30 protein-coding genes and 1 pseudogene are annotated in these 25,275 nt (G+C 33.8%); 8 read left to right on the top strand and 23 right to left on the bottom strand.

Annotated elements, in window-relative coordinates; genetic code table 11:
* Window positions 1–9 precede the first annotated feature (9 nt).
* From fliF to CO726_RS08180, 11 genes are all read right to left on the bottom strand, one after another.
* Entirely contained in the window at window positions 10–1,575 is a 1,566-nt protein-coding gene (gene fliF, locus CO726_RS08230) for a flagellar basal-body MS-ring/collar protein FliF (protein WP_099683919.1), read from the bottom strand.
* A 22-nt stretch (window positions 1,576–1,597) separates the two neighbouring features.
* Window positions 1,598–1,897, bottom strand: coding sequence for a flagellar hook-basal body complex protein FliE (fliE, locus tag CO726_RS08225; RefSeq protein ID WP_099683918.1), 300 nt, complete (start codon window positions 1,895–1,897; stop codon window positions 1,598–1,600).
* A 17-nt stretch (window positions 1,898–1,914) separates the two neighbouring features.
* On the bottom strand, window positions 1,915–2,328 hold the full coding sequence (gene flgC / locus CO726_RS08220; RefSeq protein WP_098760463.1) for a flagellar basal body rod protein FlgC: 414 nt from the start codon (window positions 2,326–2,328) through the stop codon (window positions 1,915–1,917).
* A 19-nt stretch (window positions 2,329–2,347) separates the two neighbouring features.
* Window positions 2,348–2,755, bottom strand: a complete 408-nt coding sequence (flgB, locus tag CO726_RS08215) for a flagellar basal body rod protein FlgB (RefSeq protein ID WP_099683917.1) — start codon at window positions 2,753–2,755, stop codon at window positions 2,348–2,350.
* A gap of 386 nt (window positions 2,756–3,141) precedes the next feature.
* Entirely contained in the window at window positions 3,142–3,414 is a 273-nt protein-coding gene (locus CO726_RS08210) for a flagellar biosynthesis protein FlgG (protein ID WP_098760465.1), read from the bottom strand.
* Complete coding sequence (locus CO726_RS08205; RefSeq protein ID WP_099683916.1) at window positions 3,407–3,772, bottom strand: flagellar export chaperone FliS; 366 nt, start codon at window positions 3,770–3,772, stop codon at window positions 3,407–3,409. Before CO726_RS08205 ends, CO726_RS08210 begins: the two co-directional genes overlap by 8 nt.
* A 22-nt stretch (window positions 3,773–3,794) precedes the next feature.
* Window positions 3,795–5,144: a flagellar hook-associated protein 2 gene (locus CO726_RS08200; RefSeq protein ID WP_099683915.1), complete on the bottom strand. Its 1,350-nt coding sequence runs from the start codon at window positions 5,142–5,144 to the stop codon at window positions 3,795–3,797.
* A 22-nt stretch (window positions 5,145–5,166) separates the two neighbouring features.
* Complete coding sequence (locus CO726_RS08195) at window positions 5,167–6,030, bottom strand: flagellar hook-associated protein 3 (RefSeq protein ID WP_099683914.1); 864 nt, start codon at window positions 6,028–6,030, stop codon at window positions 5,167–5,169.
* A 35-nt stretch (window positions 6,031–6,065) separates the two neighbouring features.
* Window positions 6,066–7,364, bottom strand: coding sequence for a flagellar hook-associated protein FlgK (flgK, locus tag CO726_RS08190; protein ID WP_099683913.1), 1,299 nt, complete (start codon window positions 7,362–7,364; stop codon window positions 6,066–6,068).
* Between the two features lie 17 nt (window positions 7,365–7,381).
* A complete protein-coding gene (locus CO726_RS08185) occupies window positions 7,382–7,834 on the bottom strand; it encodes a hypothetical protein (RefSeq protein ID WP_098760470.1) in 453 nt (150 codons plus the stop codon).
* 16 nt (window positions 7,835–7,850) lie between these two features.
* Window positions 7,851–8,315, bottom strand: a complete 465-nt coding sequence (locus tag CO726_RS08180) for a YaaR family protein (protein WP_098760471.1) — start codon at window positions 8,313–8,315, stop codon at window positions 7,851–7,853.
* Window positions 8,316–8,460: 145 nt separating this feature from the next.
* On the opposite strand from CO726_RS08180, the gene CO726_RS08175 reads away from it, so the two are divergent.
* Together CO726_RS08175 and CO726_RS08170 are read left to right on the top strand one after the other, a co-directional pair.
* Entirely contained in the window at window positions 8,461–8,958 is a 498-nt protein-coding gene (locus CO726_RS08175; RefSeq protein WP_099683912.1) for a flagellar motor switch protein FliG, read from the top strand.
* Between the two features lie 51 nt (window positions 8,959–9,009).
* Entirely contained in the window at window positions 9,010–9,792 is a 783-nt protein-coding gene (locus CO726_RS08170) for a CheR family methyltransferase (RefSeq protein ID WP_136699469.1), read from the top strand.
* A 49-nt stretch (window positions 9,793–9,841) separates the two neighbouring features.
* On the opposite strand, the gene CO726_RS08165 is transcribed toward CO726_RS08170, so the two are convergent.
* The 7 genes from CO726_RS08165 to CO726_RS08135 form a co-directional block, all read right to left on the bottom strand.
* A complete protein-coding gene (locus tag CO726_RS08165) occupies window positions 9,842–10,561 on the bottom strand; it encodes a hypothetical protein (protein WP_099683911.1) in 720 nt (239 codons plus the stop codon).
* 35 nt (window positions 10,562–10,596) lie between these two features.
* The gene (locus tag CO726_RS08160; RefSeq protein ID WP_099683910.1) at window positions 10,597–11,898 is read right to left on the bottom strand and encodes a transglycosylase; all 1,302 of its coding nucleotides are present in this window, start codon (window positions 11,896–11,898) and stop codon (window positions 10,597–10,599) included.
* Between the two features lie 29 nt (window positions 11,899–11,927).
* The gene (locus CO726_RS08155; RefSeq protein ID WP_098760476.1) at window positions 11,928–13,556 is read right to left on the bottom strand and encodes a flagellar motor switch protein; all 1,629 of its coding nucleotides are present in this window, start codon (window positions 13,554–13,556) and stop codon (window positions 11,928–11,930) included.
* A 176-nt stretch (window positions 13,557–13,732) separates the two neighbouring features.
* Entirely contained in the window at window positions 13,733–15,709 is a 1,977-nt protein-coding gene (locus CO726_RS08150) for a chemotaxis protein CheA (RefSeq protein WP_099683909.1), read from the bottom strand.
* 132 nt (window positions 15,710–15,841) lie between these two features.
* Window positions 15,842–16,210, bottom strand: a complete 369-nt coding sequence (locus CO726_RS08145; RefSeq protein WP_098760478.1) for a response regulator — start codon at window positions 16,208–16,210, stop codon at window positions 15,842–15,844.
* A 151-nt stretch (window positions 16,211–16,361) separates the two neighbouring features.
* Entirely contained in the window at window positions 16,362–17,039 is a 678-nt protein-coding gene (locus CO726_RS08140) for an OmpA family protein (RefSeq protein WP_099683908.1), read from the bottom strand.
* Between the two features lie 22 nt (window positions 17,040–17,061).
* Entirely contained in the window at window positions 17,062–17,895 is an 834-nt protein-coding gene (locus CO726_RS08135) for a flagellar motor protein MotP (RefSeq protein ID WP_098760480.1), read from the bottom strand.
* Between the two features lie 172 nt (window positions 17,896–18,067).
* Here CO726_RS08135 and CO726_RS08130 point away from each other — a divergent pair, with 172 nt between their 5' ends.
* Complete coding sequence (locus CO726_RS08130) at window positions 18,068–18,673, top strand: HD domain-containing protein (RefSeq protein WP_099683907.1); 606 nt, start codon at window positions 18,068–18,070, stop codon at window positions 18,671–18,673.
* Window positions 18,674–18,697: 24 nt separating this feature from the next.
* Here the strand turns inward: CO726_RS08130 and hfq are convergent, their stop codons facing one another.
* Together hfq and CO726_RS08120 are read right to left on the bottom strand one after the other, a co-directional pair.
* Window positions 18,698–18,886 carry an RNA chaperone Hfq gene (gene hfq / locus CO726_RS08125; protein ID WP_098760482.1) on the bottom strand — a complete coding sequence of 63 codons (189 nt, stop codon included), beginning with the start codon at window positions 18,884–18,886 and terminating at the stop codon, window positions 18,698–18,700.
* 51 nt (window positions 18,887–18,937) lie between these two features.
* Window positions 18,938–19,156 carry an aspartyl-phosphate phosphatase Spo0E family protein gene (locus tag CO726_RS08120; RefSeq protein ID WP_098760483.1) on the bottom strand — a complete coding sequence of 73 codons (219 nt, stop codon included), beginning with the start codon at window positions 19,154–19,156 and terminating at the stop codon, window positions 18,938–18,940.
* 239 nt (window positions 19,157–19,395) lie between these two features.
* Between CO726_RS08120 and CO726_RS31435 the strand changes: the two genes are divergently transcribed.
* The 5 genes and pseudogenes from CO726_RS31435 (at window position 19,396) to CO726_RS08095 (ending at window position 23,189) form a co-directional block, all read left to right on the top strand.
* Window positions 19,396–19,515 (top strand): YjcZ family sporulation protein, encoded by a 120-nt coding sequence (locus tag CO726_RS31435; RefSeq protein WP_000120179.1) that lies wholly within the window; start codon window positions 19,396–19,398, stop codon window positions 19,513–19,515.
* Between the two features lie 166 nt (window positions 19,516–19,681).
* A complete protein-coding gene (locus tag CO726_RS08110; protein ID WP_099683906.1) occupies window positions 19,682–20,149 on the top strand; it encodes a VOC family protein in 468 nt (155 codons plus the stop codon).
* Window positions 20,150–20,156: 7 nt separating this feature from the next.
* Window positions 20,157–21,371, top strand: coding sequence for an MFS transporter (locus CO726_RS08105; protein ID WP_099683905.1), 1,215 nt, complete (start codon window positions 20,157–20,159; stop codon window positions 21,369–21,371).
* Between the two features lie 128 nt (window positions 21,372–21,499).
* A complete protein-coding gene (locus CO726_RS08100; RefSeq protein WP_071770099.1) occupies window positions 21,500–21,949 on the top strand; it encodes an ArsR/SmtB family transcription factor in 450 nt (149 codons plus the stop codon).
* Between the two features lie 19 nt (window positions 21,950–21,968).
* Window positions 21,969–23,189 (top strand): annotated as a pseudogene (locus CO726_RS08095) (MFS transporter).
* A 43-nt stretch (window positions 23,190–23,232) separates the two neighbouring features.
* Here CO726_RS08095 and CO726_RS08090 read toward each other — a convergent pair.
* The 3 genes from CO726_RS08090 to CO726_RS08080 form a co-directional block, all read right to left on the bottom strand.
* Window positions 23,233–23,769, bottom strand: coding sequence for a DJ-1/PfpI family protein (locus tag CO726_RS08090; protein WP_245916590.1), 537 nt, complete (start codon window positions 23,767–23,769; stop codon window positions 23,233–23,235).
* Window positions 23,770–23,904: 135 nt separating this feature from the next.
* On the bottom strand, window positions 23,905–24,639 hold the full coding sequence (nfsA, locus tag CO726_RS08085; RefSeq protein ID WP_099683903.1) for an oxygen-insensitive NADPH nitroreductase: 735 nt from the start codon (window positions 24,637–24,639) through the stop codon (window positions 23,905–23,907).
* 202 nt (window positions 24,640–24,841) lie between these two features.
* The gene (locus tag CO726_RS08080; RefSeq protein ID WP_099683902.1) at window positions 24,842–25,159 is read right to left on the bottom strand and encodes a magnetosome magnetite crystal formation protein family; all 318 of its coding nucleotides are present in this window, start codon (window positions 25,157–25,159) and stop codon (window positions 24,842–24,844) included.
* Window positions 25,160–25,275 lie beyond the last annotated feature (116 nt).

Here is a 25,275-nt window from a genome sequence, read left to right as displayed (position 1 = left end):
TTTCCTCCCTTACTGTCCATTTAACCATTTTTTAATAACTTTCGCAGTGCCTTCTACATGCTCTTTCGCAGCTTCTTGCACTTGGTCATCTAACGTTGGTTCTGTTGGTTCTGTTGGTTCTGGTTCTGGTTTTTCTTCTGGAATTTCCATAATAACTTCCTCAGTAGCAGCCACTTCTTCTTCCGCGAGTGAATCAAATTCTTCTAGTTCTTCTTCATTCTTTTTCTTACGTTTTGCTAAGAAGTACCATAATAGACCACCTAATGCGAGAAGCCCACCAGCAATCCCACCAATTAACCACCAGTTAAAACCACTTGCTTCTGGTTCTTTTTTTGTTTCTGATTTTGGTTGATCGAATTGAACGGTAACAACATTTACTTGACCGTTTGTAAATTGTCCATTTGGATCTATCTGTAAACCAGCAGCTGTTCCAATAGCTTCTTTGAAAGTTGTCATATCAATTTTTCGTTTTACTAATGTATCATTATCTACCCAAACAACAACATTTGTCTTTGTTAATTCAGGGTGTTTTTTTATTGTTTCAACCGTTTTATCAATTTCGTAATTCTCAATCTTATTCTCATTATTTTGATCGTAGACAACATTTCCATTTTGATTGTTATTCGTCCCATAATTTGGAACTTCACCATTCGCTGTTATCCCGGCAGCTTGTCTATTCTGAGCACCTTCTCGTGCAGTCGAACGTTCCTGCTGATCTTGTCGACTACGAAGCACACCTTTATCACCATATTTTTCTGATTGGCGTGTGATTTCATCATAATTGACGTTTACTTTTGTATTGACCTTAAACTCATTTTGTTTAAACATCGTCATTAATGTTGCGTCAATGTCTTGTTTTAACTTACCTTCAATTTGCTGCTGCATCTCTACTTCTTTCTCATATGAAGATGAGCTTGTACTATGAGATGCATCCGCTCCTTTTGAAATGATGCCTTTTTTACTATCAATAACGCTGACTTCTTCTGCCTTTACACCTGGAACTGCTGCGCTAATCATCTGCTGAATTCCTGCAACTTGATCCTCTGTCAACATTTGTCCACGTTTAACACCAATTGTAATAGCAGCCGTTCCTTTTGCTTTCTCTTCATCAAAAATTGTTTCTTTTTCAGGCAATGTAATTTGAACGTTTGCACTTTCAACTGTCGCAAAGTTTCTAACAATATCTTGCTCAAGTTGCTTCTTTGTACCGACAAGCTGTTTCATCTTCTTGTCTTGTTCGCTTGATCCAAGTGAGCTTTCTAATAAAATATCCTCTCCGCTTTTCGAGTTAAACGGTAAACCCATTCCATTCATTTCTTTTCGAATCCAAGGAGCATCTTTCTTTTGAACACGAATCGATCCATCGGTTGCTAGTTGATAATCGACACCTAGCTTTGATAATTCTGCTGTAATCTCTTGCTTATCTGTATCATTTAAATTTTGATATACAACAACGTATTTATCTGGCAAGGTGAAATATAAAAGTGCTCCTGTTGCAATCGCTAAAAGCGCGGCACCAATAACCAGCTTATGCCACGTTTTTAACGATTGGAAAACATTCTTTATCTTTTCCATTTAAACACACCCGTCCATTTTCCTAAATTTGCATATTGATTAACTGTTTGTAACTTTCAATGAGATTATCTCGTACAACAGCCGCTGTTTTCATTTGTGATTCTGCTTTCTTTTGTTGGATGAGCACGTCATGCGTCTCTCCGACACCTTTTGTAAGCAAATCATATACTGCTGTTTGCGCATTGTTTTGTGTTTGATTCATATCTTCTAATAAATCAATAAACTTTTTGCCTTCAACAGTAGCTGTTTGTGAAGTTTTCGACGCACCAATTGGTTGAATTGTTCCAAATACTTGTGTATTCATCATTGGTTCAATTTTCATACTTTCCCTCTTCTCTATTATCCTCGGCCAATTTCTAAATCTTTATCGAGCATTTTTTTATTTGCATTTAGTACACTTGTGTTCGCCTCATACATTTTTTGCGCAACCATTACATTCGTCATTTCAGCTGTCACATCAATATTCGGATAACGAACATACCCTTCTTCATTCGCATGCGGGTGCGACGGATCATAGACAAGATTTTCATTTGGATCCGATTCAATGCTTTTTATTTTAACCCCACTATTCGGAGTCCCTTCCAACATATTTGCAAAATTGTTATTTGACTCTAACACAACACTACGACGACGATATGGTTCTCCATCTGGCGCTCCTGTTGTATTAACGTTAACAATATTATCAGAAGTAACTTCCATCCACTTTCTTGCAGCTGTTAGTCCTGATCCACTTGAATTGATTGCTTGAAACATAGTTGTCTCTCCTTTATCCTTAACGTCCTCGTGCTGCTTGATTAATTGTATACTGCGTATTAATCGCATTAATTGAAATGCCATATAACTGATTTGTTTTCACTAAATCTAGCATTTCTGTTGTTACATCGACACTATTTCCATCTTTATTTGTTTGCATCGAATTCGTCTGAATCTTTGCGTATGTATTTTTCGCATTTGCTGTTGGCAAATGCATCTCATTTGTTTGATATAAGCTAGGATTTATCTGCAAATCAGCGGCATTTTTTTTGTACAACCCGTTACTCATATGCATTTGTTCTAAAAATGTAACATCCTGTGCTTTATAACCAGGTGTATTTGCATTTGCAATATTATTAGAAACTGTATTTCGTTTTGTTACTAAATAGTTCATATAGTGACCCACATCACTAACTAAATCTGGCATATTCCACACCCTTTCTTTCCCAACATTCTCTCGTATAAACGATCATCCACTGATAGAAGTTTCACTTCATGATTCATTTCCTTATATTCATTTATTTATTAAAATAAAAATTTATTTTGTACCCTTAAATATTTTATGTCATTTTTGCAATATTGTCTTTAGAAAAATAAAAAAATATAAAAAATAATACAAAAAACAAGATAAGAAAAAAGAGAAAATATACATTTTTTTAAACAAGCCATTCTACTTCTACCTATCCCCATAAAGTGAAACATCTATCATCGACATGTTGTACTTAATAATTCCAGCTTAAAAAGCTAGGGGATTCCCTTACGTTTAAATAAGTAAATCCCTACTCTCATAAGCCTACAATACATTTTAACGGATTAATATTTACCGTAGAATGAATTTGCTTTCATACGCCCCTCGTTTGACATAATCATTTCTTCTAATATTGTTTGCTTATCTCGAATATGCTGAGCAGCTTTTATAATGAATGGACTGACTTTTTCTGCAACTTTTGCACGTTCTTCATCATCTAATGTCATCATCCAGCGATTTAGCATTTCACTCTTTTCCGAAAATTCTTCCTCAGATACCTCAAGCTCACCTATTCCATTAAAACAACCAACAAATGCTTGATAAATATCATTATTCATTTTCTAACGCCCCGCGGTAACCATCTATTAAATCTTGTAGCACTTTTACAATCGTGTCAACCTCTGTTGCTGCACGTGTTATTTTCATTGATTGAATTTGCCCACTAATCCAATCATATAAACTAAATAGACTATCATATAAATCTTTTGTAATCTCGGGATTTAACTGTAACTTCAATTCTTCAAAAATACGATCTAGCTTTTCAAGAAGTGCCTCCCCTTCTTGCAACTGAAAAGTAGTAAGTAACTCTTCCAGTTTACGAAATTCAATGATACATCTTTCATAAACAAAGATTGTATTTTTAATCGGATTACTTGTCATAATGTCATTTTGCATATATCGTTGCCAAGCTTGCATGTTTTCACTTCCTTACCAATTATTAATCATCACTTTTTTGTTTTGTCATTGCTTTGATTGTTTTTAATTGATTATCGAGTAATGCTAGTGTACTTTCTAACTTAGCATACTTATCAATAATTGCTGTTTGTTTTGTTTTATTGATCGTATCAATGTTACTAATTTTTTCATCTAATTTTCCCACTTGTTCCTCAATACTTTTAGAACGTTTCCCAATAAAGCCTTGGTCACCAAATATTCCATCGAGCTTTTTCTCCATATCATGCCCTAAACCATTGAAACCGAAGAAAAAGTGTTTTGCTGTTTCTGGATTCTCTTTAAAAGCAGTTGCTAATTTCGCTTCATCAAGCGTCATAATTCCAGTTTTATCAACTTGAATACCAAAAGAGAACATGAATGTTTTATCTTGAGAATATGAAAAAATACTTGTCATAGCATTTTGAATAGAAAATGCTACACTACTTCCTTGCATAGCTCCATTCTTACCAGCAAACAAATCTAAACTTGAAACAGCTTTGTTATATTCATCTTTCATTTTTTTTATTAAATCGATAGACTCCTTCACATCAGAATCATTAATTGTTAAAGTAATTGGTTCCGTTGTTTCTTTTTCTAAATTAATGGTTACACCAGGAAGTGTAGTAACTTTATTAGATTTACTAGTTTCAGAAATTCCATTTATCGTGTATTTAGCATCAGATGCTTTCGTAACTTCATGAGCAATGGCCCCAGTATCATCTACTAAACCTATACTTTTTAAGAATCCATTACTTCCATCAGTTAATTTTATTGCACCCTCTTCTCCCTCTGTAGTCGATGCGAAAAACAGATGACCACCTAAAGAGTATACAGATACACCATAATTTCCATTATTAATTTTATTAACTACATCTTTATATGTCATATCCTTCGTAATCTCAACAGGCTTACCATTAATTTGAAATGAATCATCTTTTCCAAACTTATCATCTAAATTAATTTTTCCTGTAAGATCTGTTGGATCTTTTGGAGCAGTTGTAATTTGATGACGCTGCGCAATCTCCTCAACAGTAATCTTGTATGTACCTGCAATGGCTGAAGCATCCGCTTGAGCTGTAACAAATCCATCTTTTGACGTTGTTGTTTTCTTTTCATTCCCTTTAAATGCATTCAAATCTTTAAAAACTTGTACAAAGCTTCCAAATTCTTTTTTCATACTCGCATAAATCAGTTTTTCATTTGTTAACGTTTGTTTCTGATTGTTATAAGGTGTTTTTTTCATTTCTAACGCTTGTAGTTCTAGGCTTACTAAATTAGAAGTATCAATTATATTATTTCCTAGATTCCAAATTTGCTGTTTACCGCCTATATTAGTTATTGTAGTACCTGCCATTCTCTTTCACTCCCTATTCTATTTACATATAATCCAAAATACTAATTTTACTCATCGTACTTACTGATTTTAATGTTGCTTCATACGTTGCATTAATATAAGCTAAATCAGAAATTGCTACGGCTAAATCAACGTCTTCAATTTCTTTTCGATTTTCTTGAAGTGCTACGTTTTGCTCATTTAAAATCGTTTTAAATGAATCCAATGTATTCATTACTGATCCTAATTCTGTCGTTTGATTAAGCGTCTTATCTAAGTTTTGCTTATTTTCTTCTAATAATGGCTCTAGTGCTTTTTGATCACCTTTTTGCAATGCATCTCGCATTTTATTTAACGTTTGAATGGTTGAAGAGAATACATCATCCCCTTTGCGGAAAACCTTCACTTCATAACCATCATTCAATTTCCACTTAACGTCTTTATTTCCACCTTGGTATGTACCATCTTCTTTAAAAGGCGGTTGTTCCACACTTTCTCCCCCAAAAAGATAGCGCCCCTGTTCTTTCATATTCGCTAAATACACAACTTGTTTTAATAATTGATCAACTTCTGTACCAATCGTTTTTAATTCATTTGGACCATTTGGACCATTTAAAGCTTGAATTGTTAGTTCATTGACTCTTGATAATGCCTTAGTAACACCTTGTAATGTACTTTCTGTCTGTTTTAGTACATTCTGAGAATCTGCTACATCTTTTTTCATTTGTTCAATATTTGCTAATGAATGCTCAATTGCAAACGACTTGCTTGCTGCAAGAGGATCTTCGCTCATTAAAAGATTTTTCTTTCCTGAAGTAACTTGATTACGATGGTACTGCTGTTGAACATTTAAGCTCATCAATTGGTTTTTAGCCCAGTTTGCATTTTGAAATGTAGATACTCTCATAAAATCTCCCTCTTTACAAATTAATTAATTTCACTTTATCGAATAATTGAAAATAAACTGTCAAACACTTCATTCATCGTCGAAATTGCCTTTGAATTGGCCACGAAATATTTTTGAAAGGCCATTAAGTTGACCATTTCTTCTTCCATATTAACACCTTCTAAACTCATCTTTTCTTGTTGAATTCCATTTAGTAAATCTTCATGAATATTTTCAAATGCACCCGCTGCATTTTTATCGGATGCTATCCCAACAAGAAACTGATCTAGCGCTTGTTTATAAGTAAGACCTTCTTTATATGGTTCCTCTGATACTTTTGCCAGTTGATTTGCTGTATCAACAGACATTTTCATTTTTGTAAAGTCATCTGCAAAGTCTGGGTTGATCTGAATTTTATGTATATTTTCGCCCACAAAGAAGTCTTTTTTCATAATGTCATTTACTTGTTTTTTAATAGCACTCATTAATTCTTCTAAATCCTCTTGATAACCAGCAATTTTATCTTTTGTATGAATAGCAGCGGCAATGGAGCCACCGTTTAACGAAATATCTGATCCATAAATTTGTACAGAAATTGGTTCTTTTTTTTCTTGTAATTGAAGCGGATAGGTATCTTGTCCATTCACTGTTAACACGCCATTTATTCTAACACTTGCAATATTAGGATTCATTGATTCATATGAAACCTCGATATTAGCATATTGAGACATCTCTGTAATAATTCGCTCTCTTTCATCTAAGAGTTGATTCGGTACATGTGTGCCAGCTTCTCCTATTTTTTTATTTGCCTCTGCTAAACTATTTGCAAGGCGATTAAATTGATTAACCTGACCTTCAATATCTTGTTTTGTTTGATTGAAAGCTTCTGCAAAATTGTTCCCAAGTCGATTTAATTGATTAGTAAACTTATTTGTTTCAGCCATTAATGTATCATAATAATTTGCTTGCTCTGGATTTTTCGCCACTTCACGAAATGAATTAAAAAAACCATCCATTAAACTTGACAATGAACTTTTCCCAGTTGTTCCTATCATTGATTCTACTCGACCTAAAGTAGAATTCATGTAGCTATAATAAGAAAGCTGGGATAATTGTTCATTATATTGTTTCGTTTTCACTTCATCCGTAACACGATCTACACTTAATGTCTGGACACCGTAACCAATTTGTTGTTCTGGTCTATACCCATTACTTGGCCCAACAGACCCGTAATTTACCTTTTGACGCACATATCCTGGTGTATGAATGTTAGTAAGGTTTTGCTGGGTTGTTTGCATACCCACTTGTGCCGCTAACAAACCAGATAGCGGTGTATTATAATCAGATAGCCTCATTTTTTTTCACTTCTCCTTTACAATAACTCATTTATAAAGATTTGCGAATTATGATTCTTTTCCATATTGTATTCAGAAACAGAATCCACAATACTTTCTGTAGTTTTTAATAGTACGTTTAAATAATATTGATTTTTTAAAAGAAGCATTTTCACATTTTCTTCTAGTGTAGCTAATATGTTTTGTAGTTCTTCTATTTTTTCAATCTCTTCTTCTGAGAAATACGAAAATAGTGAACGCATACGAAATGGTTCGACCCCATTTTCTTTACAAAATTGCATAATCATTTCTTGAAAAGAAGTTGTCAGTTGTTTCACACCATCTACATAATGTAGTTGTTCTACCTGTAATTTTTGTACTTCATTCACATTTTTTTGTTTTAAATTCTCATAAATTTGTTCCCCAAGCACAATAATATTCTCATATGCTTTTTGTATGATAACAAGTTTTTCATATAATTGTATATACATAACTCTTCCTTCCTTTTTACAACACTAAGTTCACAATTAAACCGTGAATTTCTCCAATTTGATTTAACATTTCTAAATGACCTGTTTTTGTATTAATTAAATTCATAACATCCTCTAAATCATTTAAGCCCGTTTGAGCTTGTTTCACAATTGTCATTTTTTGCGAATATCCATATCTCGGATGGCGCGACATCACATCTTTGTACTGCAATACATTATCAACATAGAAATTCAAAAATGATTTCACTGTATTTTTGTATTCCATCACATTATCGAGCGTTAACTCTAATTCAATTTTCCCTTTAATCTCTCCAATATTATCGATAAGTGCTTCCATTTGTTCTAGCAATTTATCCTTTTTAGAATCTGCATGCAAATTATCCGAAAAAGCAAGACCTGCTCTTGTATTTGCTTCTTTCGGCATTTGGTTAGCAGGTGGAATATGCGTTAAAATTGGATTATGTGAAATAGAACGTAGCATATATATATCACCTATTTATTTTTTTATTTCTTTCTTAACTTAATCGTAAAATCTAGTTATTTATAATTATACTCTGAATAACGATATTTTGCAGTTATTTTTTGCAGAAGATATGTTACAATTTAGCATGAGGTGGCACAAATCTATGAATATTTTTCTTTGTGGTTCAAACCAATTAACAGCATTAGATCGAGAAGAAATAAAAAAATTTTTATCCGACTATGCTCACAAACATAAAATTTACATATTATGTTACAAATCTATCGAAAATGAAGTCCTTCGTTTCTTCGTTGAAAACGAAAGATTCTCACAAAATTTATGTCTGTATACACTGCAACCGTTGCATTTACTAACAGACGAATTCCAAGAGGTTGTCGATTATTTAAAAACATATGGGGCTCAACATATCGCTTTTGATCACTCATACGATTCAATTTATCGATCGGAATATGTGTTTTTTGTAAAACAAATTGTCGAAGATAGTAATTTAGTTTTCTGTTTTTATAATGGCGATAAGCATACATCGGTTATTCCTGTCGATGTTGCAAAAGATGCTGGAATTGATGCTGTTATTTACGATTTACCAGGTCTACATGAAAAACAAATGAATAAGAGCTTTGAACAAAAAATTCGTATAATGTAACACATCTAAAAAGGAGGAGGCACAATACACCATATTGTGCCTATTATAACTATGATAACTGAACAAAACTATAATTATTTTATAGCGAGTTTTAAACAGCAGTTTAATATGGACATTAGTTCCTATAAGCAAGACAGAATGCGCAGAAGAATTGATTCTTTCATTTTTCGAAAAGGTTTTGAAAATTATACAAACTTCCTGAATGACTTACGTAACAACCAGGAATTGTTTACAAGTTTCATTGATCACATTACGATCAATGTATCAGAATTTTTCAGAAATAAAGAACGTTGGAAAACGCTAGAAACGAAAGTTCTTCCAAAACTGTTAGAACAAAATAGCGGCAAATTAAAAACATGGAGTGCTGCATGTGCATCCGGTGAAGAACCTTACACACTCTCGTTAATCTTATCAGAGCGATTACCAGCTTTCCGCTTTGAAATTCAAGCAACAGATTTAGACTTCCATATTTTAGAAAAAGCAAAACAAGGTCAATATACAGAGCGATCGCTAAAAGAATTACCTGAAACCCTCAAAAAACGTCATTTCGCAATAGAAAGCGAGACATATACACTGAATCAAAATATTAAACAACAAGTTACATTTAAACAACACGATTTATTAACGCAGTCCTTTGATACAAATTACGATTTAATTATTTGCCGTAACGTCATGATTTATTTTACAGAAGAAGCAAGAGGAAAACTTTATGAAAAGTTTAGTCGTTCTTTACGAAAAGGCGGTGTATTATTTGTCGGTAGCACCGAGCAAATTTTAGCCCCCGAACAGTATAACCTTCAGCGTTTTGATACATTCTTTTATGAGAAAATATAATAAAAGGTCGCCTTCTTACACAGAACGGCGACCTTTTATTATATAATCACTATGACCATCGAATCAAAATAATACAAATGATCCATATAAGCGAAAAACAAATACTTATAGACCATTTATGTTGCTGCACAATTTCTTTCAATTGATGTGATAACTGCGTCATATTCATTTCAGCTAGCGCTCGCCATACACTTGCATCGCGATCTTTAGCAACAATATGTGTACCACTCATTAAAATGGTGTCATTCGACAGCTTTGTAATGTAAGCAGTAATAACTCCAACAAGTAAGTTTACATTTCCTTGCGAAGAATCCTGCTCCGCCCTAAAAACAAGACTGCTTATATCCAATAACGGGATGTGAATTTTTCTCCCAAACGACATCGGTACTTCAACAAAGTCATATGTTCCATCTAACAAAGGAATTCCTTTCACATGTGCTTGTTTGATCAGACCTTCTATACTTCTCACAATTTGTTCATAGATTTTTTCTGATTGTCGCCCTTCTTTTGTAAGAGTATGAAGTTTTAAAAACAACTGCAATACGGTGTCAAGTTCCTTAGAAAGAACTTCTTTTAATACCTTCCCATCAGCAAGACTTGTTAGTAAAATTCCTATTTCATTATTCTTCATAATGATTTGAGATTGCGTAGTCATATTCGCAACATTGCTTTGCTTTCGCTCTTTCTGTACTTCGTGTTCCGAAATAGCAGCAGGCTGTTTTAATGGTTCTAACGTCTTCTTTTCAATGGTAGTGCGTTTGATTTCCATTTAAACACCTCCCTGAAGCTTTAACTTCGTATTTCTTAGCCCCACTCTTTATTATTTTTTAAAACAAAGAATAATACGAATAACCCAGATATAATAGCAAATACATTTGATGCCCGAATACTTTTTTCACTTTCAGGTTCCTGCTCCTCTTTCTTACTCTCCGCTTTTTCTTTCTTTTTTAAAACTACTTTATCATCCTTTTCATCTGATTTCTCTTTATGGATTTTCGGTGTTTCTTTTTTGAGATTACTTATTTTTTCTTGTTCGTTCGGAATATGAACAATTTGAGGTTTCTCTTCCTCTAGCACTTGCTGCTCTACTTTTTGCTGCTCTACTTTTTGCTCATTTTGCTTTCCTTCTTCAATCGTTTCTTCTTTTTTTTGTTCTTCTATCTTTTCATTCTCTTTCGGCTTTTGCTCTACAACTGAAACGGTATACTCGCTCCCTTGAACGAGTTTATTCCCCGCCGCATCGGTAATTTCAACAACAAGACGATATGTACCAGTTAACAATGCTTCCGTTATTTCATATGTTTTTTGCCACTCCATGTCCCGCTTATTATAGTCTAGAAAAAAGGTAGTATCACTGTTTCCCTCTTTGCCTGTTAAAATAACTCGCACTTCTTTCACAGCCGACTCAACATCTGATGTTTTCACACGAATATTGAAAGAATCTCCGCTTTTACGCTCCACTATACCGTCTTTCGACTCATCAATAATGAGTTTCTCTAACTTTGGAGGTTCATTATCTAAAACTGGTGTTTCATTTTTAATATGGAAGAGAGGAGTCTTCGCTTCTGCCTCTATTAATTTTTCTTTTTCAACCTCTTTACGACTTTGAATGAACTGAAGATGCCAATCACCTTCTAAATCGTACGATTCCGCTTTATAGTAAGCAATCCATTGCTTTGTTTCTTCTTCATACTCAAAGGATAGCATTCTCTCTTGTACATACTGCTCATCATTTTTTTGTAATTGCAATATACCTTTTATACTTTGAATATTTTGCTCTTTCGGCTCTATAGCGATTCGAACCTTTTCTCCAATCGTAATATCCTGCTTGCTAAGCGTAACAAGACCTAACTCTGTTTCGATCTTTTTTTCTTGATTTTGTTCTATCTTTTGCTCATTTCCTTTTACTTCTTTACTATCTTCAATTTGTTTCTTTTCTGCTTGTTTCGCCTTCTCTTCAACTTCTTGTTTTTGCTCTTCTTGCTGCTCCACTTTACTTATATCTTGATCTTGAACGACATCTTCTTCTGCTTCACTTTGCATAGGAAACAATATAAGTAGATGTAATATCATCCAACCAATGAGAAAACGTCTCATGTTTTTCATCTATTTGTTCAAACTCCTATTTTGATGTCTTATAACGATTTTGTAACTTTCACACCGAAAAATCCATCAACATTTACAAGTTCACCATACGCAACTAATACATTATTTACATAAATTCGAATCGGTTCATCAATATCTTCATCCAGTATAACTGCGTCATTTTCATGTAAACTTAATATATCTTGAATTGTTTTAACTGTACTCCCAAACACAAACTTCACATTCACATCTACATTTTGCAGAATGGATGTATCCATACGAACGGAACCATTTGCCTTGATTTCTTGAAACTCAATTGGCTGTGCCACTGGCACTTGAATTTCTTTTTCTTCTATTACCTCTTGAGCAGTTTCTTCCTCTTCAACCGCGCCCTCCACAACTGGATAAAGAAGACGTCTTGCCATTTCCTTCGCTTCTGGAATCGGCAGAATTTGATACATTTTTGACTGAACAAGGTCCCCAATTTCAATATTGAATGTAATTTGGACGAGCTCATCCCACTCTGTCCCTTCTCCTAAATATTCCATTTCCTCTTTTAATGTAACAAATTTCACCGTTGGCGGGGTAATGTCCATCTTCTCCATAAACATTTCTGACATTGCGGTTGCCGCATGCCCCATCATTTGGTTCATAATTTCTTTGATACCACTTAATTCTAATTCGGTTAATTCTTGTTCTGGATCAACTTCGCCAGTTCCCATCATCATAAGATCTACCATTGTTAAAGCAACATCTTTCGTAAATACAAACACATTTTCATTTTTCAAACCTTCAACAAAGTCAACGTTTAAAATAACAAACGGCATTGGTACACCATCGTAATGGCGAACATCAATAGTTTCCACATTTGGTGTACTAATATTTACCGGCTGATTTAACAATGTCGAGAGTACAGTCGAAGCCGATCCTATAGAAATATTAGCAATTTCCCCAAGTACATCCTTTTCTTCTTGTGTTAACTGTTCTTTCACAGGTTGCTCTTGTACTTCTATTGTTTTTGGCTCTTCACCATTAGATAGTTGCAATAATTTATTTATCATTTGTTTCGCATGCTCAACTGATACAATCTGTACAAGTTTAGAGTTTACAAGATCATCTATTTTTAAATCAAATGACACTTTAATAATGGTAGTATTCCCGTCAATACCAGAAATCTTCTCCATCTCTTCCGTTAACTTTACAACCTTGATCGTAGGCGGAGACATATCAACTGTATCTTGGAAGAACTCTGACATAGATGTTGCCGCAAATCCCATCATCTGATTCATCGCTTCTTGCACTGCACTGAGTTCTAATTCCCCAAGCTCTTTTCCTTCTTCAACCTCACCTGTTCCCATCATCATTAAATCAGCGATGGACAAAGCAACATCTTGTTGAAGGACAAGAAGGTTCTCCATATCTAGTCCTTTTGTAAAATGAATATTTAATACAACATGTGGAATTTCAATTTCTCTCGTATCGTATAAATCTACTATCTCTACATGAGGAGCAGTGATACTCACTTGCCTATTTAAAATCGTTGATAATATAGTTGAAGCTGAACCAAATGATATGTTTGCAATCTCTCCAAGAATGTCACACTCTTGAGACGTAAGTGGCTGATTTTCTTTTTCTAACACAAGCATGTCTGTGTCCCCTTTAGTATGTTGTTCAGGCATTTTCCCCGCCTCCTCATTTCTATTTTTTCATAAAAATAATATACACTATCTATTACACTCGTTATATTTTAACAAACTTATAATATAATTTGTGAACATATATAAATAAATATATACTTTATTATTCAACCAACCAAAAACTCCCCAATTATATACACTGGGGAGTTTCATTCATATTATAAACCTTCTGGGTTTAAAATAAGGACTACCCGTCCGTCACCAAGAATTGTCGCACCAGAGAAATGATTTGCACTCTCTGCAAAGAAGTCACCTAATGATTTTAAGACAATTTCTCTTTGACCGATAATTGTGTTCACGATAAGTCCATAACTTCGATGTGTATTTCGAACGATTAACATAGGAACCATTTGGCTATCATATGATTCAAACGCCTCATCTGCTGTTTTTTCACCAAAAACAACGCTTAAATGTTTCACTTCAATAATTTGATCTCGATAATTAAGAACATCTTTACCTTGTAATGATTGTATATCTTCTTTCTTAATTCGAATCGCTTCAACAATGTTACCCAGAGGCAAGGCATAGCGCGTTTCATTCGTTTGAACAAGCATAGATTGAATAATAGAAAGTGTTAAGGGCAGCTCAATACGGAACGTACTACCCTTTCCTTCTTCGGAATCAATAATTAAATGCCCACCTAAGCTATGAATCGTATGTTTTACAACATCTAATCCAACGCCACGTCCTGAAAGATCTGAAACAACTTCAGCTGTACTGAAACCAGGTTGGAAAATAAGATCAAACACTTCACGATCTGTTAATTTATTGGCCTCTACTTCCGTTACAACACCATTTTTGATTGCTTTTTCCAACACTTTACCTTTATGGATACCATTTCCATCATCAGTAATTTGAATGACAACATGATTACCACTATGGAACGCTTCTAATTTAATCGTACCTGTTTCATTTTTTCCAGCATCACGACGTTTTTCAACTGTTTCAACGCCATGATCAATTGCGTTACGAATTAAATGAACAAGCGGATCTCCAATTTCATCGATAACGATTTTATCAACTTCAGTATCTTCACCTGTAATTTGTAAATCAATTTTTTTCCCTAAGTCTTTCGCAAGCATGCGTACCATACGTGGGAAGCGATTAAAGACCGTTTCAATCGGTACCATCCGCATATTTAATAATACATTTTGAATATCTTTGGAAATATCCCCTAATCGATTTAAATGTTCAATCAATTCTTTATTTTGAATCGTTTCCGCCAACTCATCAATACGCCCACGTTCAATTACGCTTTCCTCAAACATATTCATCAATCGCTCAATTTTTTCTAATTGGACACGAATAGAACGATTTTCTACTTTTGTATTTTTACCTTTTGCATTTCCTTTTTGGGGTGCCCCTTGACCAGCTGGCTGAGAAGAAGTTGCTGTTTGCTTACTTACCGGCTGAAAAACTTCCTCCTTCTCTTCGATAACTGCTTTTTCTTTTTCAATCCGCTTTACTTCTACTTTCTCAATTTCAGAAACATGAAGTGCAGCTTGTTTTAGTTCTTCCTCACTTCGATCTGAATTTATATAAACTATAAATTCAAATCCAAAGGCATCCGCCTCAATTTCTTCAATACTTGGAATTGTTTTTTCTATGTTCCCTAAATTTTGCAATGCCTCAACACACATAATTGCTCGTACTGCTTTTAAGATTGCTTGCTGCTCTACAGTAACACGAATTTCATGAGAAACTGTTTCATCGCTCTCTAATTCAACTTGAGTTTGATTTTCCGTGGCACCTGCTACATCACCATTTAATAATACTTCTAGTTTTTGTTTTGTAGCGGTAACATCTATGTTTCCCATACCACCCTGTTGCACATCTGCAACCATTTTCTCCAAATTGTCAATACATTCAAAAACAACATCTATAATATCCGCATTTACTACTATGTTTCCATGACGAATTTCATCAAGAACATTCTCCATCTTATGTGTTAAATCGGCCATCTCTGCAAATTCCATACTTGCAGACATACCTTTAAATGTATGGGCTGACCTGAATATTTCTCCTACAACTTCCATATCTTCAGGATTCTGTTCTAAATTTAGTACATTTTCATTTAATGATTGTAAATGCTCTTCTGCCTCTTCAAAAAATATATTCAATAGATCTGTTTGCATTTTAATCCCCTACCTGTCTCCACAAACATTTCATTTATGTATAACAATTTACTGTTTTAAAAACAATAGAAAAAGAGGTACCACATTTCTATACACTATCATTGTTCGATTCCTTGTGGCACCCCTTCTATATTAGCTGTTTGCTACCTTTGTTAAAGCTTCGATAACACGATCCGCTTGAAATGGCTTTACAATAAAGTCTTTTGCCCCGCCTTTAATTGCATCTAGTACCATACCCTGTTGTCCCATTGCAGAACAAATAACAACTTTTGCACTTGAATCAATTTTAATAATTTCTTTTAATGCTTCAAGTCCGTCCATTTCTGGCATTGTAATATCTAGTGTTACAATATCCGGCTGAAGCTCTTTATACTTTTGAATTGCCTCTACTCCATTTTCTGCTTCACCGATAATTTCAAATTCAGTACTGCTTTTCAATAAGTTTTTAATCATTGTTCTCATAAACATTGCATCATCTACAACTAAAATTTTATGTGCCATTCTTTTCAATTCTCTCCTTCTATGTATAAGCATATCTTAATATTTAAGCTTTTCATTCTCACCCATTATACAAAATAAAACAAGAAAATTTAACATTTTTTTTAAAGAATTTCTATATTTTTATTATTTTATTAATAAAATAATAAAAATATTATTCTTTAATATATATTACAACGCGACGATTTTTCTCCCAATTTTGCGGTGAATCATTTGGTACAACTGGCTTTGTGTCTGCATATCCTACCGCAGCTAGCCTTTTATCATCCACATTATACACTTCGATTAAGTGGTGAATCATATTTGCTGCTCTTGCTGAAGACAACTCCCAATTAGAAGGGAATTTGTCATTATGAATCGGTCTACTATCTGTATGCCCTTCAACAACAATCGGATTTGGTACTGATTGGAAAAATCCAACTAATTGACTTATTATCTCTTTCGCCTCCGGTTTAACATTCGCATCACCCGTATCGAATATTAAATTATCTACTATAACGACACTTACCCCTGTGTCCTCCCGATATACATTCACTTGACTAATACCGTTATTATCTACATATGCTTTTAACTTTTTATATAATTCATCCATTCTTTTTTTCGAGATCATTTTTTCATCATTTTTTTCATGTGAAATATCTGGTATTGTATTTTCCATTACTTTTGCATCTACTTGCTCCACGTCACTAAACTTTTCAAGCATCTTTGACAATTTTACTGCATCCTGCTTTGATGTAGCAACTAGTAATACAAAGAAAGTTAATAATAACATCGTTAAATCTGTAAAAGTCGTCATCCAACGAGGAGATCCTTTTTGCGGTCGTTTTATCATCACCATACCACTCCTTGCAATATTAGGCTGCTCGTTTTACTTTTTTTATCTTTGTTTCGTATACATATGTATCAAGTTTCAACTTTAATTTAGAAGGAATTTGACCGCGATATAATTCTGAAATCGCTTCAATTACAAACTTCTTCTCTGTATATAAATCCTCAATACCACGATACACTTTTTCAGCAAGAGGGATTGCAATCATATTTGCAAGTACTGATCCATACAATGTCGTTAACATCGCAACTGCCATTCCTGTACCAATTTGCGATGTGTCTTGTAAGTTTTGAAGCATAATGATAAGCCCAATTAAAGTTCCTATCATTCCCCAAGCTGGAGCGAAATCACCAATTTTATCTAATAATGTTGCTCCTTTTCTTAACTCATACACTTCTGTTTCAATATCTTTCATTAACACTTCTTTTAATTCATCTTCATCATAACCGCTTAACATTAACCGAATTCCTTTTTGAATAAAAGGATTGTCTACTTGCTCTCCATCCGCTTCTAAAGAAAGCAAACCATGTTTTTTAGACTTTTTCGAAAAATCAACAAACAAATCCGTTAACTGTTCTAAATCTTCTTCTTTTCTATGTAAAACAGTGAAAATACTTTTCGTATATTTTTTTATTTCTCCAAATCGATATGCCACAACAATTGTCGCAGTTGTTCCCCCTATAACAATTAAAATAGATGAGACATCTAAAAAGTTTTTAAAAGCTTTTATTCCGCCGCCTCCAAGCATAATCGCTGCTGTTACAATGGCGAAACCTACTATTATGCCCACTGGGCTAGAAATATCAAACTTCCTTTTTTTTCTTTCTGGTCTAGCAAACACTTGATTTTCGTCTCCCATATTCCTGCCCTTCCCTTTTCATTTTTATAAAACATTTTTTCATTTTAATAATGCGTTTTCACATATAATATGTATTATACCCTTATCATCTATTTATCGCAATATACTCATAAAATTGACACATTTCATTTCCATATTAGAATTATAGTATGGAAATATGAGGAGGATCACGATGGAACATAACATTTTACAAGTCATTGCACTGGCAGAAAAACTAAAATATGAAATGCGACATAGTTGGCTTTCTAACGGACGTCAAGAAAGCGTTGCTGAACATACGTGGCGCATGTCTCTAATGGCCATTTTAGTTGAGCCTTATTTAGATCAAAAAGTAAATATTGAAAAATTACTTAAAATGGTTATTATTCACGATCTAGTCGAGGCAGAAGCTGGTGATATTCCTGCTTTTGATACAATGAATAGTCATGAATTACAATTACAAAAACAAATAAATGAGCAAGAAGCCATTTTAAATATTAAACGCACATTAAAAGGTTCTCTCGGTGAGGAATTATATGATTTATGGATGGAGTTTGAAGCGAAAGAAACGTACGAAGCAAAAGTTGCTAACGCACTTGATAAACTTGAGGTAAAAATTCAGCATAACGAAGCTAATATTGATACGTGGCTACCGATTGAGCATAAAATGACATTCCAAGTAGCAAAGCATACAAACTTTGATTCTTTCCTATCTAAATTACAAAAACTCATCGAGCAAGATGGAGAAAAGAAATTACTAGCTGCCGGCATTGACGTTGAAGCCTGCAAAAGACAATGAAATAAGACACTCATATTGAGTGTCTTATTTCACTATTGTTGATACAGCCTGCTTGTAAATAAGTTGTTGTTTTCCATCAACTAACATTAAAACGGTAAATTTGTCTATCGCAACAACTTCTCCTACTATTCTAACGCCACTCTTTAAAAAAATTGTAACAATACCTTTTTCTTCTTTTATTTGTTTATATAGCTCTTCTTGTAAATATTCCAAATACTATTCTCTCCTTCTTGTATAAAACATCTTAATATAAAAAACTATAAATTATTTATGTACTTTATATTTTACATTCATAAACTTATTAATTAGTATATCTAAATCTCGGCTAAATAACAAAACTTTATCGTGATCCAATCCGTGTCTAGCAACAAGTTGAATTAGCTCTTTCTTTTTGTGTTCTATTTTATTGTGTAATTTTCCCATCTCCATCTCTTTACTAAAACTCCCTTTTCCCATAATATTACTTGTAAAATTATAGTACAAATCCTCTCATAAAAAAATATAAAAATGGTTTTTTTTACAATTTTTATATTTTTTTATGAACAAATCGCAAAATATGTAACGATTTCTTCACATCTTCCTAGCTAAACATACAATCAAAATGACCCTACAGGCATTTGTCTAATTACAAAAGAGACTGGCTCCTTTTCCATACAAAAAACATATTGTATACAGTAGTCCATGAATTATATAGATTAACTTACTCAAAAGGAGGAAAACATATGAGCTATGGTGGAAGTTGCGCTGGTTTCGGCGGTGGATTTGCTTTGCTTATCGTACTATTCATCCTTCTAATCATCATCGGATGTAGCTGTTGGGGTGGCGGCGGATACGGATACTAATATATCCTATCCTTAACAAATGAACGAAAAACTATACGAAAACAGCTCATATTTGAGCTGTTTTTTCATACTTTCGTATGAAGTTATGTCCCTCTTTTTTGTGATTTCAACTAATAAAAAAATGTTTACTATGAAATAAGAAACATTTTTACTTAGGAGGATTACAATGATTAAAGGTCTTTACGAAGCACATTTACCTGTCCGTAACTTAGAAGTATCAATATCTTTTTATGAATCGCTAGGACTAAAATTATATAAAAGAGGCGAAGATATTGCCTTCTTTTGGATTAAAGAAAATGAAAGTTGGCTCGGCCTTTGGGAAGGAACAGAATACAAAGTGAATTACCATCCCTCTTTACGACACATCGCCTTTCAAGTAAGCTTACATGATTTAGAAAATGCGATTCATTGGCTAAATCAAAAAGGAATTTCAGCACGAAAAGACTTTGGAATGGAACCAATTGAACCAATTGTTTTTCCTGAATTAGCACATGCAGCCGTATACTTTAACGATCCTGATGGAAATAGTTTAGAATTGATTGCACAATTACCTGTTGGACTTCCTACAGAAGAAAAAGTGTATGTAAGCGAGTGGAAAAAACAAGTTCAAACATCATCATTACATAAGGATTAAGCTTTTTATGTCAGTTTCTTATTCTACACTACTTAAAACAAATAAAAACTTCAAAAGACTATTTTATGGACAAACATTAAGTGTACTTGGAGATTGGTTTCATACAGTAGCTTTATTAACATTCGTCTATAGTATTACAGAATCTCCGTTTATAATTGCACTTACTTTTATAAGTAAAGGTTTGCCCCAACTTCTTCTTAGCCCTTTCATAGGCGGCGTTGTAGATCGTTTTTCTAAAAAGAAGATTCTAATTTTCACCGATATTTTACGAGGCATGATCGTCCTCACTTACTTATTTGCATTATATAAAATTGAAATTATTTTCATTTCTAATATATGTTTATCTGTACTTTCTTGTTTATTTGAGCCGGCTAAACAAGCAACTTTAAAAAATATCGTACACCAAAATCATTTCGTAACTACTAACTCTCTTTCTAATACAATGAATGGCTTTATGTCTATTATGGGAGCTTCTTTAGGCGGGATAATTGCACAGTCTTTCCATATTGAGTTCGCTTTTTTAGTAAATAGCCTGTCATACTTTGTTTCAGCCTATTTTATTTATAATATGAGTATCCCTGCTCATATTAATTTTAATAAGAAAAAAGCACTTTTGACTGATATAAAAGATGGATATACATACATATTACAAACAAAAATCATTTTAACATTAATTCTTGTCGGCATTTCATGGGGGATTATTGGAGGCGCTTATCAGCTACTTCTAACGATCTATGCCGAAAAAATTTTTCACACGAATATCGGAATTTTATATACGGTTCAAGGGGCTGGGCTTATGATAGGAAGCCTTTTCGTTAATCTTTATATATCCCATAATAAAGAAAAAATGAAAAAAGCATTTGGTTGGGCCTACTTACTACAAGGAATTTTCTTTCTCGCATTCATTTTATCCGATCAACTTATTATCGGTATCATTACATTGCTCTGTATGCGCATAGCAGGAGGAATCATCGTTCCACTTGATACGACATTACTTCAAACTTACACGCACGAAAATATGATTGGTAAAGTTTTTTCATTCCATTATTCCATTTACGGATCTCTTATTCAGTTATCCATGTTTTTTACAGGATGGCTTTTAGAAATTCTTTCTCCGCAAGTTATTGGTAGCCTATTAGCTATATGCTGTATTTTTGTTAGTTTTATATGGCTGTTCTTGTATTATCGCGGGAAACTTAATGAAGAATCTACTATTACTTAATAGCATGTTTATGTACATGCTATTTTTATTTATGTCGAAATTCAAAGGAAAAAGGCGATTTATTTTTCTTACGTTCTAATTTTTTAGAATGTACAATAAATTTAGATTATAAGAGAGGAGGTGCCATAATGTTTGACGATAGACTCACTATTTCAGCTGAACAGCAGAAGCTCATTTCCAATGCAACTCGTATTCAAATTCTTCACCTTTTAAAAGACGAGGCACTCACTGCTAAGCAAGTAGCTACTAAACTAAATAAAACTGCTGGTAGCGTACATTATCACGTTCAAATTTTATATGATGGAGGGTTACTTGAATTAGTAGACACGAAGGAAAAACGAGGGATTATTGAAAAATATTATAAGGCAAAAGCTGCTCATTTCTATATTGAAGAAAGCGGCACAGAGGGAACGAATACAGGTAGTCATATTGTATCTCATCTATTTTTAACTCCAGAGGAATTACAACAGCTTACTTGGGAGATTACTCAAGTTTTATTACGCTGGGAAAACAAAACCGCTCGTCAATCAAACTCTGAAGAGGAATACGCTATTTCCTGCAGGATTAAAAAACAATGAAAGAAAGGGCCATTTGTTTATGAAAAATAAATTATTATTATTGTCGGGAACAGGGATTTCTCGTTTAGGTGATTTTATGTATCTCATCGCTCTAAACTTAATGGTATTAAATAGTACAAACTCCCCTGCTGCTGTAGCAGGATTATGGATTGTTGGCCCAATTGCCACCGTTGTTACAAAAATATGGTCTGGTAGCATAGTAGATCGATTAAACAAACGCTCTATTATGCTCATCACAGATATCATTCGAGCAGCTCTCATTGGCTGTATTCCACTATTTGATTCTATTTGGGCCATTTATATGTTTATCTTTTTAACTCGCATCGCTACATCATTTTTTGATCCAGCTTCATTTACTTATAAAACAATGCTCATACGAGCTGAAGAGCGCGCTCAATTCAACGCTTGGAATAGCTTATGTACAAATGGTGCTTTTATCATCGGTCCAGCTCTTGCGGGAATACTTCTCACCACGCACTCAGCATCCTTTGTTATTTACTGCAATTCTCTTTCCTTTCTACTTTCTACTATTCTCATTTACTTCTTGCCAAACATTACATTATAAACAAAGCAAAACGAAGAGGTTGCAAATACTTTCGTACAAACATTACGAAGTGATTGGAAACAAGTTTTTTCATTCGCTCGAACGGAAACTTACATTATTCTCATATTCGTTTTATTTCAAGCGACTATGCTTGTCGCTATGGCACTCGATTCACAAGAAGTTGTTTTCACAAATCAAGTACTGTTTTTAACCGATATAGAATACAGTATGCTTGTTAGTATAACTGGAGCTGCTTACGTTTCCGGTTCATTTCTCGTCTCTCTTTTTGCAAAACGATTACCAATGCAATATTGTATCGGATTAGGGACAATTTTCACAGCAATAGGTTATGTAATTTTCGCCTTTTCAAATTCATTTATCGTCGCGGCAGGCGGTTTCATTTTACTGGGCATTTCTTCATCATTTGCTGGTACTGGCTTTATCACATTTTATCAAAATAACATCCCTGTACATATGATAGGACGTATCGATAGCGTGTTTGATTCAATAAAAAATTTCATCCAAATCTTTTTCGTTTTAGCAATTGGGGCATCCGCACAATTTCTTTCCGTTCAAATTACTGTAATAAGTAGCTCGTTACTCATTCTTTTCCTTTCCTGTTTATTAGCAATCCGGGTAATGACTCCTTCACGAGAAAAATATTTTAAAGCGACAGAATCATCATTGGAATATTAATTGCAACATAAAAAGCGGCTATTTTGCCGCTTTTTATCTTCACTTATACCAACGTTTCATCACAAAGCTCTGTTACATTTTTAAAGTATTGCAAGTTCTCCTTCGCTTCAGCTTCATTAAATAAATTGAGTTGCTTCATTATTTCAGTAGCAAATTCAACGTACGCAGACCCTACCGCTGTTATGATTTTCCCATCAACAGTTACATCTTTATTTTGTTTATATTCCCATTCATATAAATGCGCTAAGTGTTTTTCATCTGATGTTAATGATGTTGAGAATTTCTTCTTATTAAGTACTCCTGCCGCATGTAGTAAAGATGTTCCTGCACAAATACCCGCTATCCATTTATGTTGTTTATGTAATTCGTTCACGATAGATAATAATTGTTCATTTTCTAAATGATCAAAAATATGTCCTCCTGGTACAATAAACACTTCATAGTCTGCTACTTCAATATGCCCCATAGAGACATGTGGTTGACTCAAAAAACCACCTTCTCCTGTAACTGTTTTTCCGTCTACAGTTGCTGTTATTATTTCGAATTCCTTACTGACCAAAAATAAACTCGCTATATTCACTTCAAATTCTGCAAATCCATCAAATAAAAAGATTAAAGCTTTTTTTCATATTATCTCCTCCCTCTATACTTATTCGAAAACAATCACCTTTCTCCTCCAAAAAAGGCAAACCTGCACCCAGGTTTGCCTTTTTACTCATTTCTTATTAAATCCTTTTTCATTTAAAAACTCTTTCATATGCATTCTTTTTTCTTTAGACATAAACGAACTCATTGATTCCGTCCATGTTACGCTTTTCTTGTTTGATGATCTTTCTTTGTAATACGAGTTCATCGTTTCATCGTATTCATTTAATAATTCATCATATTTCTTTTCATCATATCCATTTTCATGAAGGATTGCTGCTACTGGTAAACGTGGTTTCACTCCATGATCTTCATTTGGTACGCCAACTGTCATTCCGAATACAGGATATACTTTATCTGGTAAATGAAGCAATTCACTCACTTCTCTCGGATTATTACGAATACCACCAATATAACAAATACCGTATCCTAACGATTCTGCTGCTAACGCTAAGTTTTGCGCAAAAAGTGAAGCATCTACCGTTGCTACGATAAAGTCTTCTACTCCTTCATGCTTTATTTCTGTACCATGTTTTTCACATGCCATTTCAAGTCGTTTTAAATCTGCACAACAAACAAAGAATGCTGCGCAGTCTTTCACGTGACGATTTCCGGATAGCTCTGCTAATTTAGCCTTTAGGTCTTGATCGGTTACATATATAACAGAATAGGCTTGTACAAAATGTGAGGAAGCCGCATGCTGTGCAGCTTGTACCATTCTTTCTACCACTTCTTTTGAAATTGGCTCTTCCTTATATTTACGAACTGAAACGTGTTGCTCCATTTTATGTATCATCTCATTCATGAAAATCACTCCTTTTTCTCTTCCTAATGAAAAATTAACATATCTTTTTCAATATTCACAACTTATAAGCACAAAAAGAGCAATTCTTTTTGAATTGCTCTTTTTTAAAACGTACATTATTACAGTAAATGAAATTATACCGACGATTCGACAAGGGATATCAACTTACTGACAAACTCACATCAAATTATTCCTGATCTTATTACGCTGCTTTCAAAACTTTAATACCTTTTACGATATTCCAAACGAAGTAATAAATCCCTACAAGAATGAATACTGCATATGTGATCATCATTCCAATTCCAGCACCATCAGATTGATTGAAGCTTAAACCATATATGCCGGATACTGCTAATCCACCAAATAAAATTGCATACGGGAAAATATGTGACCAAAATGCTTTTTTCGCGTGATATTTCACTTCATCTTCCGCAACGAAGTACACGATAATTGGTAGTAAAAATGGCGCAAAAAAGATACTAAAGTAACATAGTGAAGATAATATATTATTTCCTTTCATTCGATTCACCTCTAAATAGTTTTGTTATCTTCATTATGTCAGGAATCGATTCTAGAAACTATCGCTTTACCTTTCATTAAGATGACATGTTTGTAAGATTCCCCTCAAAAAATCCC

This window comes from Bacillus fungorum, assembly GCF_002746455.1.
Taxonomy (GTDB): Bacteria; Bacillota; Bacilli; order Bacillales; family Bacillaceae_G; genus Bacillus_A; species Bacillus_A fungorum.
This window is presented reverse-complemented; position numbering and strand designations above follow the sequence as displayed.